15 protein-coding genes and 1 pseudogene are annotated in these 14,088 nt (G+C 61.7%); 2 read left to right on the top strand and 14 right to left on the bottom strand.

Annotation, left to right across the window (positions count from 1 at the left end):
* Positions 1-181: pseudogene (locus DIE11_RS31365) on the bottom strand (H-NS family nucleoid-associated regulatory protein); the annotation flags it as partial.
* Positions 182-496: 315 nt separating this feature from the next.
* Positions 497-1,477: a hypothetical protein gene (locus tag DIE11_RS37250; protein WP_260437218.1), complete on the bottom strand. Its 981-nt coding sequence runs from the start codon at positions 1,475-1,477 to the stop codon at positions 497-499.
* A gap of 77 nt (positions 1,478-1,554) precedes the next feature.
* Between DIE11_RS37250 and DIE11_RS31355 the strand changes: the two genes are divergently transcribed.
* Positions 1,555-2,256 carry an Imm50 family immunity protein gene (locus DIE11_RS31355; protein WP_124629334.1) on the top strand — a complete coding sequence of 234 codons (702 nt, stop codon included), beginning with the start codon at positions 1,555-1,557 and terminating at the stop codon, positions 2,254-2,256.
* A 442-nt stretch (positions 2,257-2,698) separates the two neighbouring features.
* Here the strand turns inward: DIE11_RS31355 and DIE11_RS37245 are convergent, their stop codons facing one another.
* Entirely contained in the window at positions 2,699-2,827 is a 129-nt protein-coding gene (locus DIE11_RS37245; protein ID WP_260437217.1) for a hypothetical protein, read from the bottom strand.
* Between the two features lie 174 nt (positions 2,828-3,001).
* Between DIE11_RS37245 and DIE11_RS31345 the strand changes: the two genes are divergently transcribed.
* Positions 3,002-3,769, top strand: a complete 768-nt coding sequence (locus DIE11_RS31345) for a site-specific integrase (protein ID WP_260437216.1) — start codon at positions 3,002-3,004, stop codon at positions 3,767-3,769.
* Positions 3,770-4,320: 551 nt separating this feature from the next.
* Here DIE11_RS31345 and DIE11_RS31340 read toward each other — a convergent pair.
* From DIE11_RS31340 to DIE11_RS31290, 11 genes are all read right to left on the bottom strand, one after another.
* Entirely contained in the window at positions 4,321-5,244 is a 924-nt protein-coding gene (locus tag DIE11_RS31340) for a sterol desaturase family protein (RefSeq protein WP_124488378.1), read from the bottom strand.
* A 46-nt stretch (positions 5,245-5,290) separates the two neighbouring features.
* Positions 5,291-6,058 carry a LytTR family DNA-binding domain-containing protein gene (locus DIE11_RS31335; protein ID WP_124488377.1) on the bottom strand — a complete coding sequence of 256 codons (768 nt, stop codon included), beginning with the start codon at positions 6,056-6,058 and terminating at the stop codon, positions 5,291-5,293.
* Positions 6,046-7,320 (bottom strand): sensor histidine kinase, encoded by a 1,275-nt coding sequence (locus tag DIE11_RS31330; RefSeq protein WP_260430304.1) that lies wholly within the window; start codon positions 7,318-7,320, stop codon positions 6,046-6,048. The genes DIE11_RS31335 and DIE11_RS31330 overlap by 13 nt, the downstream gene beginning before the upstream one ends.
* 61 nt (positions 7,321-7,381) lie before the next feature.
* Positions 7,382-8,347, bottom strand: coding sequence for a hypothetical protein (locus tag DIE11_RS31325; protein WP_124488376.1), 966 nt, complete (start codon positions 8,345-8,347; stop codon positions 7,382-7,384).
* Between the two features lie 46 nt (positions 8,348-8,393).
* Positions 8,394-8,582, bottom strand: coding sequence for an MbtH family protein (locus tag DIE11_RS31320; protein WP_124488375.1), 189 nt, complete (start codon positions 8,580-8,582; stop codon positions 8,394-8,396).
* Between the two features lie 81 nt (positions 8,583-8,663).
* Positions 8,664-8,864, bottom strand: coding sequence for an MbtH family NRPS accessory protein (locus DIE11_RS31315; protein WP_124488374.1), 201 nt, complete (start codon positions 8,862-8,864; stop codon positions 8,664-8,666).
* A gap of 21 nt (positions 8,865-8,885) precedes the next feature.
* Entirely contained in the window at positions 8,886-9,722 is an 837-nt protein-coding gene (locus tag DIE11_RS31310; protein WP_124488373.1) for a phytanoyl-CoA dioxygenase family protein, read from the bottom strand.
* 31 nt (positions 9,723-9,753) lie between these two features.
* Positions 9,754-11,187: a hypothetical protein gene (locus DIE11_RS31305; protein WP_124488372.1), complete on the bottom strand. Its 1,434-nt coding sequence runs from the start codon at positions 11,185-11,187 to the stop codon at positions 9,754-9,756.
* Entirely contained in the window at positions 11,171-11,989 is an 819-nt protein-coding gene (locus tag DIE11_RS31300; protein WP_124488371.1) for an outer membrane lipoprotein-sorting protein, read from the bottom strand. The genes DIE11_RS31305 and DIE11_RS31300 overlap by 17 nt, the downstream gene beginning before the upstream one ends.
* On the bottom strand, positions 11,982-13,325 hold the full coding sequence (locus DIE11_RS31295) for an ABC transporter permease (protein ID WP_260430303.1): 1,344 nt from the start codon (positions 13,323-13,325) through the stop codon (positions 11,982-11,984). The genes DIE11_RS31300 and DIE11_RS31295 overlap by 8 nt, the downstream gene beginning before the upstream one ends.
* A 53-nt stretch (positions 13,326-13,378) precedes the next feature.
* The gene (locus tag DIE11_RS31290) at positions 13,379-14,068 is read right to left on the bottom strand and encodes an ABC transporter ATP-binding protein (RefSeq protein WP_124488369.1); all 690 of its coding nucleotides are present in this window, start codon (positions 14,066-14,068) and stop codon (positions 13,379-13,381) included.
* Positions 14,069-14,088: the final 20 nt, after the last annotated feature.

Here is a 14,088-nt window from a genome sequence, read left to right as displayed (position 1 = left end):
CCTTCGTTTGCGTTCCTGACTTGCCACGACGCGCACCAAAAATGTCTTTCTCGGTAATGCCGTACTCCGCGACCTTGCCACGGATCTCTTCGACAACGGCCCGAAACTCAGCTAGGCGCGCAGCCTCTGCTTTCTCGGCCAATGCCTCCGCTTGGGCTTTCAGTTCCTTGTAGGTCGCCATGCATTCCTCCAATTGTTGTGTTCCGCACATGATAGTCGTTTTGGCCGTAGCGAAGAAGCGCATCGAGGTTCACTAAGTGCGGAATCCTACAGAAATCTCGGCTACCGTCTTCCGGTTTCAGATTTCGGTGACTGAGACCAGCCGGTTCGTCAACGAGATCACCGAGTCGATCATCGTGAATTCCAATCAGGTGGCACAACGGGGGATCGTTATCGACCGCTTGAATCCGCCGCCAGTTTCGGTCGTTCGGCGTCGCCCTACAGATCGTAGACAATCGCCAATATCGGGCAGGTTCAAAACTCTGCCCGCCTCCCGTTATCTACGTGCGACAATTTGGATCTGACGCGTCAGCTTGCGATTGATGTCAGAAATCATTGTTGCGGGAATCAGAAATGGCCCGGCTGTTCTGAGATCACATACGCCCATTAGGTGGCGACCGGGCACGTTGAATTGAATGAACGCTTCGATGTCGGCATCATCTCGGAGTGCTAGATCCATCACCTCGTCGTTGAGGGCATGGGACGCTTGAATGGTCAATGTCGGTCCCTCTATCGGCGGGAGGGCTCGATTACCCGACTGGATAACCCAGTCGAGCCCGGTTTTCGTGACCGCGCACCGGAAGGACATACCATAGAGGACGCCGTTGCTGCGAGCCTGCTGTTCCAGCCACCAGTCGTTTTGCCAGTCTTCGTAGCCCATCAATGTTCCTTCGAGTCGCTCGAAGGTTTCATTCCAACCGCCTGCCGCGCCAGCGGCTTGCCTTAGCAGCCTAAAGGCTGGGATACGCCACTCCTCTCCTTTGGCTGCGTAATAAACGTAGCCGACACGGCGGCCAGAAGAATTGGGGAGGATGTCTAGATCCTCTTCTCCGTGCAGCAATCCCGCCGCAACAAAGTGATCGAAACGCGCCTTCAATCGGCTGTCAAAACTCAAGTCATCGTCGCTGTCGAACGTGAAGAATGCGAGCTTCTTTCTCCCATCCAGCAGCAGGGGCAACTCGTAACCGGTATGGAATAGGTACGGCGAGCGCGGCCAGCGACGGCAATCCTTGAACAGGAAAACCTCCCGGCGTCCGCTGTCAAATCTCACACCAAAGGCGCTGCAAAGCGCGATGGTTTCGCGCGGTGACAGCAGATAAACCTTGTCGACCAACGGATCGTCGTCATCTTCGATGGCCAGAATGCTCTTGAGCTTCGCCAGATCTACCGTACTAAATCGGGTTGCCAAACATGGGCTTAACAGGTGCTCATCGATGGCTTCGAGGATAAAACCGGGAGCGTCTGGTAGCGTGTTCATGGCTTATTGGTTCGTATGGCACCCGTGCCGTAGGCGGTAGCATAATCTAGCATGCTCGGCAGACGTGAGAGAGGCACATGAAACTTCAGTCGAATTGCGAGAATACGTTCACGTACGTCCGCAAGAACGCACGCGGTTTGACGTATGACTTGGGCTATCACCTCTACCAGCGCGACGACGGTACATTTATCTATGGCTTTGAAATCGTGCAGGAAGCGTGCGATGGCCGCCTCGGAAGCGGCGCGACTGCTCTGAATTTCCGGGGCACGCCTGAACAAGCGGAGAAATATCTCCGAAACACTCTCGAGGAAATGGTCGAAAAATTGCCGGAGGTATGGGAATCGGATCGAAACAGGAATCGCAAGGAAACGGACGAGGGCGTGGTAACCGATGCGTGGCTAATCCGCCGCATCTACGGGTACTGGCCTGGATTTCATGATGCCGAACTCCTTTCTGTAACGCTGCGCCGACGCGTATCCGGTGGAAAAGGACAAACGGACATGGAGCTTGTCCTTCATCACTGGAGGCAAGACAATCCGGAGTGGCAAGGCGAGAACCGGCATTGCAAACTTACGTTTCTGCTGGAGGACGTGGACGGGGACGAGTTCGCCACAGATAACGTAAGCGATCCTTCTTGGATCTATGACTTGCGTTTTTCCCGGTGTGACGATGGCCGTATCCAGGTCGATTTGGAGCCGTCCACCGGCTTTTCGCTCCTGCTCTATTGCGCAGTTGCGCGCGTGATGTGCGTGGAACCGTATTTGCCCGAACGCACTTAATCGCGTGACATAACGCATAGGATCCACCGGCTTGGTAAGGCTTACCAACGGCGCCTTCAGAGAAGACTGAGTGGCGGCTCCGGGTCGTTCACTGCCCTTGGTGCCGCGGGCATCGACAAAGAGATCAAGTCGAGCCCTGCACATTTTATGCCGGTTGCAGCTCCTTCAACAGACCGCGTGCCCTCACACGCGGATACAGCGCTACCTTCGCCGCCTGATAGCTCGCATGCGCGTCCGACAGGTCTAGTCCGCGCGGATTAATCCAGACTTTTGCGCGGCATGCCTCGTTCATTGCGCCGATTCGCTTCGCCTTCATGTGTCGCTGGATTGCTGCGCGCTCCTGCCACGTCAGAGCGTCAACGCACACGTCGACCTGTTCCGCACGCTTCTTCGCCGCCTTCCGGTCTGCCTCTTCCGAGCGCTCGTCGACCGTCAGCGTGCGCTAGTCTTCGGAGAAGCCACGGCACGACGGATCGATGCGCCCATAGCCAAGGCTCGGCACATACCCTGCCTGCCAGTCGTACCATTCGCCGAGCAGTTCTTCGATCTGGTTACTTTCGTCGATGGTCATGTTGTTCCCGTTTTCGATTTGCTTGAGAGGCCGGTGATTCGTCGTTACATGACGACCGTGAAGTTGATGCCGTGGTGCGTGAGCCAGTCACTGTGACTTCGTGAACGCGTGCAAAGTGATGCACTTCGATTCGATAAACCGATCGTCACGATCGGCGAGTGCGTCAGGATCCACGTGAACGACAAGAGCTCCGAGTGGAAAGATCGGAAGGCGCGCCTGCAAATTCTGACAAAGTACGCGACGGAGTACGAGGACCAGGACGCGTTGGATCTGTACGATTGGTCGATCCGTTTCGCCGGGTACATGCGTTCGAACGTCGACCGTCAGGGCCGGCCGAAGAAGCCGAGCACCGACGGAACGATTCACAACACGCTCGGGTATCTTCGGGCGGCGATTAAGTACGCGCACAAGATCGGGAAGCTCGAATACGATCAAACCGCAAAAATGGTCGTCCCGAGACAGAGCGAAGAGCGTCACGTCTATAAAGGGCGTCGCGAAATGCTAGAGATTGCGAAAGCGTGCTCGCACCGACAAACTCGAGCTGCAATCCGTACCGCGTTCTATTCCGGGATGCGCATGAGCGAAATCCTTCGTGCCATCCCGACGAAAGACGGGTTCTCCCTCGGCACGACAAAGAACGGCCGCCCGCGGCTGATCCCGATTCATCCCCGCATCGCGGTGATCGCGCGCCGGGTCAAGTTCACCGTCCCGGCTTGGAAAATCAAAGACGAATGGATCAAGGCGCGCCGCAAATCAGGCCATCTCGACGCTCGCTTCCACGACCTGAGGCACAGTGCCGCGTCAGAAATGATCAACGCAGGAATCGACCTATACACGGTCGCAGGAGTGCTGGGGCACAAGACGACTACGTCGACCAAGCGATATGCCCACCTGGTCACCGATCGACTCGCGGAAGCCGTCAAGAAGATCGGGCGATCGTGACTCGGCTGCACGAATCGGGCAGAAAAACCCACACCCCCGTGCATTCGGGGCCTCTGTTTGGAGTGCCCTGAATCGCCGAAAACCCATGTGGCGGAAGGCAGCAGACTACATCCATCACCCGCGGAGACGCGCCAGGTAAGACTCCCGCAGTTGCAGATGGCCTCCTACCCACAATGCTACCCACATTTGGCTCAGCAGCAATCTAATCTCGGCCACAATGCCCTATGGCAAATGGACGTCGAGCAGTTTCTCGCCCAAATGCCCCAAAAGTTGCCCTTACGGGCTCGGTTACGTTCGGGACGCTCCCGACAAGCCGCCAAGATGCAGGCATGCGGTCCGACGAGAGTGTTAATTATGTCAAATATTGAATTTACCCGAAAACTTCACTGAAATCCCTGCCAGACGCCACCGGAATTCCTTTTGCAAGCGACCCGCAGGCGAAGTTAGGACATTGCAGATTTCAGCTGCGAGCGATGCGGCACCAACGCTGCAACGTCGCCGGCCCTTTGCGTGGGCAGACGCGTGAAATGTCCTTGAGATACGCGTGGGGGCTACCCTGTGCCGCTATCGCGCGCCTTGCGCACCACGGGGTGAGCCGCCCGCTGCCGGAGGTCTTCCGTCGTTTCCCCTCCTCCGTTTGGTCGCCATCCGGGCGGCTTCAGCAGGTAGCCGAGTGCATCCGGCAACGATCGTGCCGCCAATATGTCTCCCCATAACGCGCGCCATTGTGCAAATTCGATCGTCAGCAGGTTGTATGTGTCAACCGGCGCCACTAGACCGTACCGGCATTGCAGATCGCGTCGTTCAGGAATGTACGTGCCGAACATCCGGTCGAACACGATCAGGATGCCGCCGTAGTTCGCGTCGAGATATTCGAGATTCGACGCGTGGTGCACGCGATGGGCCGACGGCGTGTTGAATATCCATTCCAGCGGCCCGAGGCGCGGAATCCACGTCGCATGCAGCCAGAACTGGTACAGCAGGTTGATCGACAGCAGCACCAGCACAATGGCGGGAGGCATCCCGAAAAGCGGCGCGACTGCGAAAAACAGCAGCGAGCCGGTGAGCTGCCCGGTCCAGCCGAAGCGATAGGCGGCCGACAGCGTCAGCTCGTTCGGTGAATGGTGGATCGCGTGGGTGCACCAGAACCAGCGGACCCGATGCGCGGCGCGGTGGTACCAGTAGTAGCAGAAGTCCTGACCGATGAGGCACGCGAGCCAGCCGCTCCAGTGATCCATCGGCAGGGTCCAGAAGCGATGTGTCCAGGCCGCCTGCATCAGCCAATGCCAGATCGTCAGCGTGGGCAGCCAATGCAGCGGATACTCGCGCACGAGCATGTCAGCCGCCGATACGGCCGCCGCGCGCCAGTCGTAGCGGCGCCAGCCGCGCAGGATCGCAAGAACCAGCGCCTCGGCCAGCGAGGCGAGCAGGACCAGCGGAACGGAAATCTTGAGAATCGCGACGAGCGTGGCCATGGTCGAATCGAAGATGGCGAGGAGCCACCAGCCTAGCGGCGCATGCTCACGCGTCGCAATCGCCCTGGGACGAAGCGGGCGTGGGATGGGGCGAATCGGAGCGGTCGCGAGTCGTTTCCAGTGCCTGAACGAGCGCGGCCCGATACTGCCGGCTGCACGACACCTCGGCACCGCCCCTCAGCAGCACGATCGCGTCGCCCTTTCCGCGAAATCGCACCGCATGGACGGCAGCGAGCGCGACGGCGGCGCCGCGATGAATGCGAACGAAGGCCGGTCCGAGATTCTCGAGCAGCGCCGCCAGGGTCCGCCGCATCAACAGGCTGCGCGTTGCCAGGTGAATGCCGACATAGTTGTCGGCCGCCTCCAGCCATTCGATTTCCGCACATGGCACGACGTGCGTCTGCCCGCGGTCGTTCACGAGCAGGCGATCCGGCACGCCGACGCTTCCGTGCGATCGGCTGGATCCGCGCTCGCGCAGGCGCTGAACCGCGCGCGCCAGGCGCTCCGGCTCAACCGGCTTCAGCAGGTAATCGACGGCGTGCGTATCGAATGCCCGCAACGCATATTGGTCGAATGCCGTCACGAACACCAGCGCCGGGCCGCCATCCGGCAGCGACGCGGCCACGTCGAAGCCATCGATTTCAGGCATCTGGACGTCGACGAATACGACGTCCGGCCTCGACTGTTCGACAAGCGCCAGCGCGGTGGCGCCGTCCGCGGCCTCGCCGATTATCTCGATGTCGGGCACAGCCCGGAGCAGGCGTGCGAGACGGCTGCGGGCGAGCGCTTCGTCGTCGACGATCAGCACGCGCATGGCAGCCTCACCCGAACGATCAGCCCGCCGCCCTCTCGCAACCGGAGCGTCAATGCGGCATCGTGACCATACATCGATCTCAGCCGGCTCTGGAGATTGCCGAGTCCCACGCCAAGCGAAGTCGGCAATGCGTACGTCTCGCCATCGTCCTCGATCGAGACATGCAGTTGGCCCTCGATGCGAGTGACGCGCATCACGATATGCGTCGTCGCGGCGCGCCGTTCGACCACGTGCCGAAAGCAATTTTCGACGAGTGGCTGGAGCCCCAGCGTCGGCACACGGCAGGTCAGCGTGCCTTGGTCGACATCCCAGGTCATCCTGGCCCGATCGGCGAAGCGCTGCAGCATGATGTCGGCATAGGCCTTCACGAGCGCGAGTTCGTCGGAGAGCGGCTGCTGGGGAGAGCGGCCGGCGTCGACGGCCGCGCGTAGCAACATCGCGAGCCGGCCAATCAGGCGGTCGGCGGTATCGGGGTCGTCATGCACGAGCGACGAGATCGTGTTCAGCGTATTGAAAAGGAAATGCGGCTGCAGTTGCTGCGTGAGTTGCGTCAGCTGAGCCTGCCGCGCGAAGTGCGCCTGCTGCTCGGTGCGAAGGCGTTCGTTCGCCCAAGCACCGTATGAAAGCAAACCGAAATGAATGGCGCTGAACAGTGCGTAGAAGATGACGAACTTGCTGGCCTCGTAGGCGACCACCTCCGGCCAGGGTTCGTGAAGCAGGGGCATGCCCGCCAGGCCGTAGAGCAGCTTACGTAATGCATACATCGCGACGACGTAGACAACGAACTGCAGCGGCATCCAGATCCACATGCGCGCGAACCAGCGCAGCGGATGACCGAGCAGATGGCCAAGCCGTCTCCCACGGAAAATCTGCATCGTCGCCAGCGTGGTCGCGACTGCCATTGCGGTGCCGTAGTCGATGAGCGGCGCCCAGAGATCACGGCCGCCCGAACGCACGTACTCCTGGACGCCGACGATCAGCATCAACGACCAGAACGCGATCCACGGCAGAACGACGTGCCGCAGCAGACGCATCCGCGGGTTGATATCAGCAGAGTTGCTATTTACCATTTCGAACAGGTCAGCAATCTCACAATTCGTTTCGGTCCTCGAAGCCTGAAGGCGGCCGGATCGCCCTGCCCTGATACCTGCCTGCGCCGTGCGCCGGCACAAGCCATCCGCGGTTGCTGCGCAGGCCGCACCGGATCGACGCACGCCACGCGTGCAGCGTGATGGTAAGCGCGAACGCGTCACGGGGTCCATCGTTCCCGTCTCCGGCCGGCCAGCCCGCTCGTGCCGCTGCGCCGTCAATCCGGCCGGTATGTCACCGTTGTTTCGACATCGAGACGCGATCGTCCATCTTCGACGAGACCTTTTCGACGAGCAGTTGGGACAGGAACTTCTTGTACTTCTCGAGATGCGCGTGGTAGTCCTTCGAGACCGCCGGATCCAGACTCAGTTCCTCGTGAACTTGCCGCTTGTGCACGAGATAGTCCCGCATCGTGATCAGGTCGACACCCATTCTCTCGAAGATAAAGTCGACCATGCCATACACGTGATGATTCTTGGCGAGCACCCAGAGCTTCGAGGTCGAGCCGCTGAACAGATTGCGTCGTTCGAGCACCGTCGCGGCGCGCACGGCCCGCAGCGATACGGACACGCGGCTCGTGAGCTGGTTCTGGGTCTTGTGCAGGATGTCGCCGCGAATCAACAGCAGATCGCCGACCTCCATGTGCGGCGTGATCGCGATGTCGTTGATGTCGAAATCGAGCTTGTACCAGGTTCCGAGATTGTCGTTCTGCAGGAGATCGCCCGAGATCACGGTCGCCCCGTTGCCAATGCAGAAGTCGTGCAGGATCGGCGATTTCGCGCGCAATGCGTCGAACGGTACGATTGTCAGGTTCGAGTGCGCGGGATCGCCCTTCTCGATCACCATCCACGCGTTCAGGTAGTGATAGTGCTCGCCGATCAGGAAGAACGATTCGTGATCTTGATGGTACGGCAGATTGATCGAGCGCGACGGATCCGCAGGCACCACGGGAAAGAACGTCATCGACTCGTCGATGAAGACCTCGCCGGGAAAGCATGTGTCGTGCAGCGCATGCACCTTGTCCATGATCGTCTTCTCAATCGTGTCCGGCACGACGCCATAGTCGAGCGTCGGATACAGGTTGTTCGACGGCGGCGGGGCGTTCTCGTAGAACCGGATCAGGTCGTCGATCTCGTCCTGCGTTAGGAAGTTCTTGATATGGCAGTATCCGGTTCTCTGGATCTCGTCCGATACGTTCATGGAAGTCCTCTTCGCAAAGTGGTGACGGAGGCGCCCCGGCGGGCGCTCATTGCCGCAGGCTCAGTGGCCGCATGTCGGTCCAGGTGGTTTCGATGTAGTCGAGGCAGTCTTGCCTGCTGCCGGTCTTGCCGGCATTCCGCCAGCCCGCCGGTATCTCGCGCTGCTCAGGCCAGATCGAGTACTGCGCCTCGTGATTGACGACCACGCGGTAACGCGCCTTGTCGTGTTCGCTCATGTCTTGCTCCCGGGTTGGAAATGCAAAAGGTACCGCCGCGATGCCGCCCGTGCCGCGGCTTCAGTGAAGTGAAAGGACCGGTCACCCTTCGTACCAGCTCGTGCTCCACGGCACGGCACCGCCGAGGCGCGCGCGAAGCGAGGCGATGTACTGGCAGCAGATCGCCTGGCCGCCCTCGAAGCCGGTTGTGACCCATCCTTCCGGCAACGGATGGCGGATGCTCCAGATCGAATGCTCCCCCGCCGCGTTGACCACCACCCTGAACTGTTCCCGATCGTCCATGCCGGCTCTCCCGATTCCCCGTTAGCGAACAAGATCGAAGGTCCGAGAACTGATGTACTCGGGTCGTGCGGCTTCGCCGCTGCGCGGCGCGCCGATCTTGTTGTCGATGTGGTTCAGGATCAGCAGCAGGATGCGCCGATCGTGGACGCCGAAGTTGTGCCCGCTCGCATGCGCGAGATTCGCGTCGGTGACCAGCACGTCGCCCGGCTCGCCCCAGATCGTCTCGATGGCGCTGTCGCGTGTCAGGTCACGTAACATGCCGGCGTCCAGGAGGCCGTTCCGTCGTGCGTTCGTGACATCGTCGTGGCGCACCGCCCGGCGGTGGTCGCTCACCTCGCGATACCACTCGGTGTGGGTCACGACCTTATGGGAACCGGGAATCACGCAGAGCGGCCCGGTCTCGGTGCGCGCGGCATCGAGAAACACGAACATCGAGATCGCGCGCGGCTCGGGCATGCCGTCTTCCCAGAACCAGAACGTGAAATCGGAATGCCAGGCGAAGCCGCCGCCACCCGGGCTCTTGAAATTGACATGGCACTGATGCACGTACAACCCTCTGCCGAGAATCTGTTCCGCGACGTCGAGCAAATGCCCGTGCTGCACGACACGCTCCGCGATGACGGGGGTGAGGCGATGGGCATCGAAGACCGATCGCACGGTCGAGCGATCGCGCTCGAGGATCGTCGATTCGTGCTGCCCCATGCGCAGCGCGTCGACCTCCGCGCGCAGCGTACGGATCAGCGCATCGTCCAGCACCTGCCGGAGCAGCACGTAGCCGGCCTCCTCGTAGGTATCGCGCTGCCGCCCATCCAGGGGGCCGGCGCCGTTCCATATGACGGGGGATGTTCTCGGTTTCACTGCGTCGTCTCCTTGTGGGTCGGCGTGGGGATTAGAGGTAGTACTTGAGGGAAACCAGGTATTCGCCGCTCGTCGAGTCGCTGCCGAACTCCGACTGCCGCTTCCCGAGATCCTTCTCGCCCGTCACCTGCACGCGCCATCGATCGTTCACCTTGTAGTCGAGGCCGGCATTGATCAGGTAGGAGTTGGTCTCGGCGTCGGCCAGCACGAAGGCAGCGAAGGTCAGGTCGTGGATCAGGAAATTCGCCTGCTCGATGCGCAGGAACACGGTCTGCCGGCCTGCGAGCTCGCGAACCTGCGCGCCGTAGGTCCTCATGTACCAGTACTCCTGCGACGCAAGCACGGCGCCGGGCGCACCGGGACGGCCGGCCGCGAACCAGCGGTTCCATTCGGCACGGGACAGGCCGGCCTGGTTGTAGTTGTAGCTGAGCATCACGTTCAGCTTCGACTGGGTCGTGTAGTTCACGCCTGTCGACAGCTTGTTCCGGAAGCTGGCCGCCCCGGCTCCCGCGAAATTCGTCGAGCCTGCCGCGAAAGTGCCGGTCGCGACGCCGTACTGAAACGCCTCGTTCGCGAACGACAGCTCGTTGCCGCCCGCCCATTCGAGGAAGTAGGTCGAAGCCTGATTGATATTGGTCGTCAGGTTGAAGCCGAATTTCCAGCGGCTCGCCTCGTGATAGAACAGCAGTTCCGGACTGACGCCTTCGCCGAAATCGTGATTGACCTTGACGAGGAAGCGCTGGGCGAAATTGGTCCGGCCGAGCTGCAGTCCGCCCCCCGACGTGAACTGCCGGACCGCGGCCGGGTCGGCGAGCTTCGGCGAATAGAGCGCGCTGATCGTGCCGGTCTCGAACACCTTCTCGATGCGCAGCATCACGCTGCCGAGGCGGTCGTTGGTCCAGCTCGCGTAGTCGTGCGTCAGCGTATCGACCGAGGCGTGTTCCTTGAAGAAATCGGTCGGGTTGTAGCTGACACCCACGCCGTTGTTGACGTTGATGCGCCCAACATCGACGAACATCTGCGGCGCCGCATGCCATCGCACGTACAGCTCGCGCGTATCGAGCCGCTCGGACAGGTTGCCGAGCGACGGGCTCGCAAACGAGTAGCCACTCAGCACCGAGCCCTTGATGCTCGAGAACAGATAGACGTCGGGTGTCGCGCGCCACTGCGCGCGGCTGTCCACGTAGAAGCGCATCAGGTTCACCGGGTCGCGCGCGCCGCGGATGGGCACCGCGAGGTCGTGCTGCCGAGGCAGCGACTCGAAATCGGTGCCCAGCATCGTCGTCCCCGTCAGCGCGCCGTTTCCCGGCAAGCGGTTGACGTCGACTTGCGCGGGCGCATTGAGGATCGCGTCCGGCACTGCGTCGCCGGCCGGCGGATCCGCTGCCTGCGCATGGCCGAGCGGCGCCGCTGCGACACCGAGGGCCCAGATGAATCCTGTGCGGAACTTAGCGAGAACCGGCATCGTCGGGTCGCAGATAGGACAGGTAGCCGCGTTGATACCAGTTCTCTGGAATCTCGGTCGCGACGTATTCGCTGAAGTCCATCTTCGTAATCACGTTCGTGTCGACCTCGTCGAGGATGATCGCCTCGGCGAGACGCATGCCGCCCAGCGCGTTCACGTACTTGCGGTAGTACACGACCTTCAGCGGGCGCCCGCTGTCCGCGTAGAAGCGCCCCTTCACGGCGACCGTCTGCGCTTTGTCGATCCAGTAGTCGGCCTTCTGATAGATTGCTTCGCCATCCTTCGCGACGAGCAGCAGGTGCCAACACGCGCGTTCGTGTTGGTCGGCGTCCTTGATCGTTTCCTCGCCGACCAACGTCGCCGAGAACTCCTTGGCGAAGTTGAGCGTCAGCACGTCGGCGTTCGACGCCTGGCCCAGCAGCCGCTGCTGCGGCGAGATGCGCACGCTCGCCGACGAGACCGGGTCGTAGAACCACATCGCGTGGCCCGTCTGGAGCAGGATCTTGCCGGCGTCGCGCGCGGGCCTGACGTACTGGACGAGATTGCGGAACTGCCCCGTTTTCGGCTCTATCTTCGAGTAGACGTGCAGGAACATCGCGCTCTTGGCGACGCCGTGGTCGTATTCGACGAGTTGGTCGGAAACGCGGAACGCGACCTCGGGATTGCGGACCTGATCGGCGTGCGCGAGGATGTCCTGCGCGGCTTCGCCCTGGGGCGGAGATGCCGGCGCAGCGCCGGCTACGGTCAGGACAACGCATCCGACGAGCGCGAGCGCGCGTGCGACGACGATGGTTTTAGACATGGCGCAGTGCATCCACGATGGTTTTGCGGCCCGAGCGGCTCGCGGGCGCGAACGAGGCGATCGTCGCGACCACGACGAGCACGCCCCACGTGCCGGCGATCAGCGGCCAGTTGCCGTCGAGATAGAGGCGGAACGGCACCTTGTCCACGTTCGACGGCGGGGTCCACATCAGTCCGCTCGCATTGATGAGCCCGACGATCAGCGCGGCAGCGAGCACGCTCAGCGTGGCACCCGTCAGCCCCAGAATCAGTCCTTCGACAACAAACTGCGCCCAGATCTCGCTGCGCTGCACGCCTAGCGCACGGCAGGTGCCGATCTCGCTGGTGCGCTCCATCACGCTCATGCTCATCGTGTTGACGATCGTGAACAGCACGATCACGGAGATGATGATTGCGATGAACGTGAAGATGAACGCGAAGAAGTTGATGACCTGCTTGTAGAACGGCGTCAGTTGCTCGTAGTCGCGGATCTCGAGGTCGAGCCCGTGATCCTGGAACAGCCGGTTCAGACCGGCGCGGGCACGCAGCACGTCGGCCGTGTGGTGCAACTGGATGACAATGCCGGTCACCTTGTGCTCGCCGCGCCCATACAGCAGATCCTGCGCAAGCTTGAGCTGCATCACGAGGTAGTTGTCGTCGAGCTCCTTGATGCCCTCTGAATCGGCCCGGTCCACCGTCACGCTGACGACGTTGGGCGCGCCGCCCGCCGTCGCCGCGAGCACGTCGATGCGCGGTGACGCGTGCGCCGGCGCGGGGGCGGTCCTGCCACCGGCCTGCGCCTCCTGCGCGATGAGCGCGCTGAAGTCCTGCGGCGGCGCAATCGGCGCCGATGCGTTGCGCTCCGGCGGCGGCACGGGCCGGCAGCGCGGAATGTGCAGTTCCTTGCACAGGCCGAGCATCCGGCCGAGCCCCATGCCGACGATCGCGCTGTCGGCCGCCCTGAGCGGGGCACCGGGCGGCAGGTAGCGGAAGCCATAGTCGTTCCACGCCTGCATGCGGGTCCGGTCGGCTGGGACGATGCCCTCTCCGAAGAAGGTCTTCGACACGTCCTTGTCGTAGTTGCCGGCGATGCCGAACACGACCTGCATCGGCGTGGCGACCGCAATCATCGGAGCGAGCTCGGGATCGCTCTCGATCAGCTTCTGCACGCCCGCGTAGTTGCCTATGCCGTAGGCCACGGGATTCCCGGAACCGAAATCGGTGTAGCCCTTCTTGTAGACGGTCAGGTGGCCGACACGCTTGACGGTCGATGTCTGGAAATCGAGCACGATATAGCCGAGCAAGGCACCCAGCAGCAGCACGGCAATCCCGCCCATCGCCACCGTCATCAGCGTCATCAGCGATCGGCGCCGGTTGCGGAACACGTTTCGGAAGGCAATCCTTACCACTCTCATGACATCACCGTTTCGTCGATTTGATGGATCGCCCCGTCGAGAATCGTGATCGTCTTGTCCGCATGACTCATCAGTTTCGGATCGTGCGTCGAGAACACGAAGGTCGTCGAGAACGTGTGCTGCATGTCGCGCATCAGCGCGACGATGCTGTCGCCGGTGCGTGAGTCGAGATTCGCGGTCGGCTCGTCGGCGAGGATCAGCGACGGTTGCTTGACGAGCGCGCGGGCAATCGCGACGCGCTGCTTCTGCCCGCCGCTGAGCTGGTTGGGGCGTTGGCCGCGCTGCTCGTAGAGCCCGACCGCGTCGAGCATCGCCAGCGTGCGGCGCCTGCGCTCGGCCGCCGGCGTGCGGTGCAGCAGCAGCGCGTACTCGACGTTCTCGTAGGCGGTGAGCACCGGGATCAGATTGAAGTTCTGGAAGATGAAGCCGATCTCGCGCGAACGAAACGCGGTCAGCCGGCGATCCGGCCAGGCCGACACGTTCTCGCCGTCGAACGCGATGGTGCCGCCCGAGGGCCGGTCGATGCAGCCGATCAGGTTCAGCAGCGTGGTCTTGCCGCTGCCGGACGGCCCGACCAGCATCGTGAAGCGCCTGGCGGAAATGTCGAGATCGACGTTCTTCAGCGCATGGACCTCGACGTTGCCTTCGCGATACGTCTTCGATACCTGGTTGATTCTCAGAAACATGTCGACTTCCTCGTTGCAGT

The organism is Burkholderia sp. Bp9012 (assembly GCF_003853825.1).
Taxonomy (GTDB): domain Bacteria; phylum Pseudomonadota; class Gammaproteobacteria; order Burkholderiales; family Burkholderiaceae; genus Burkholderia; species Burkholderia diffusa.
Note: the sequence above shows the minus strand (reverse complement) of the source record. Positions and strands in the feature narration are given on the sequence as shown.

Coding starts and splice junctions, on each gene's coding strand:
- DIE11_RS37245 (WP_260437217.1), bottom strand. CDS start 2,827: ATGACCATCGACGAAAGTAACCAGATCGAAGAACTGCTCGGCGAATGG.
- DIE11_RS31355 (WP_124629334.1), top strand. CDS start 1,555: ATGAAACTTCAGTCGAATTGCGAGAATACGTTCACGTACGTCCGCAAG.
- DIE11_RS31290 (WP_124488369.1), bottom strand. CDS start 14,068: ATGTTTCTGAGAATCAACCAGGTATCGAAGACGTATCGCGAAGGCAAC.
- DIE11_RS31335 (WP_124488377.1), bottom strand. CDS start 6,058: ATGCGCGTGCTGATCGTCGACGACGAAGCGCTCGCCCGCAGCCGTCTC.
- DIE11_RS31340 (WP_124488378.1), bottom strand. CDS start 5,244: ATGGCCACGCTCGTCGCGATTCTCAAGATTTCCGTTCCGCTGGTCCTG.
- DIE11_RS31315 (WP_124488374.1), bottom strand. CDS start 8,864: ATGGACGATCGGGAACAGTTCAGGGTGGTGGTCAACGCGGCGGGGGAG.
- DIE11_RS31305 (WP_124488372.1), bottom strand. CDS start 11,187: ATGCCGGTTCTCGCTAAGTTCCGCACAGGATTCATCTGGGCCCTCGGT.
- DIE11_RS31320 (WP_124488375.1), bottom strand. CDS start 8,582: ATGAGCGAACACGACAAGGCGCGTTACCGCGTGGTCGTCAATCACGAG.
- DIE11_RS31330 (WP_260430304.1), bottom strand. CDS start 7,320: ATGGACCCCGTGACGCGTTCGCGCTTACCATCACGCTGCACGCGTGGC.
- DIE11_RS31300 (WP_124488371.1), bottom strand. CDS start 11,989: ATGTCTAAAACCATCGTCGTCGCACGCGCGCTCGCGCTCGTCGGATGC.
- DIE11_RS37250 (WP_260437218.1), bottom strand. CDS start 1,477: ATGAACACGCTACCAGACGCTCCCGGTTTTATCCTCGAAGCCATCGAT.
- DIE11_RS31325 (WP_124488376.1), bottom strand. CDS start 8,347: ATGAACGTATCGGACGAGATCCAGAGAACCGGATACTGCCATATCAAG.
- DIE11_RS31295 (WP_260430303.1), bottom strand. CDS start 13,325: ATGACGCTGATGACGGTGGCGATGGGCGGGATTGCCGTGCTGCTGCTG.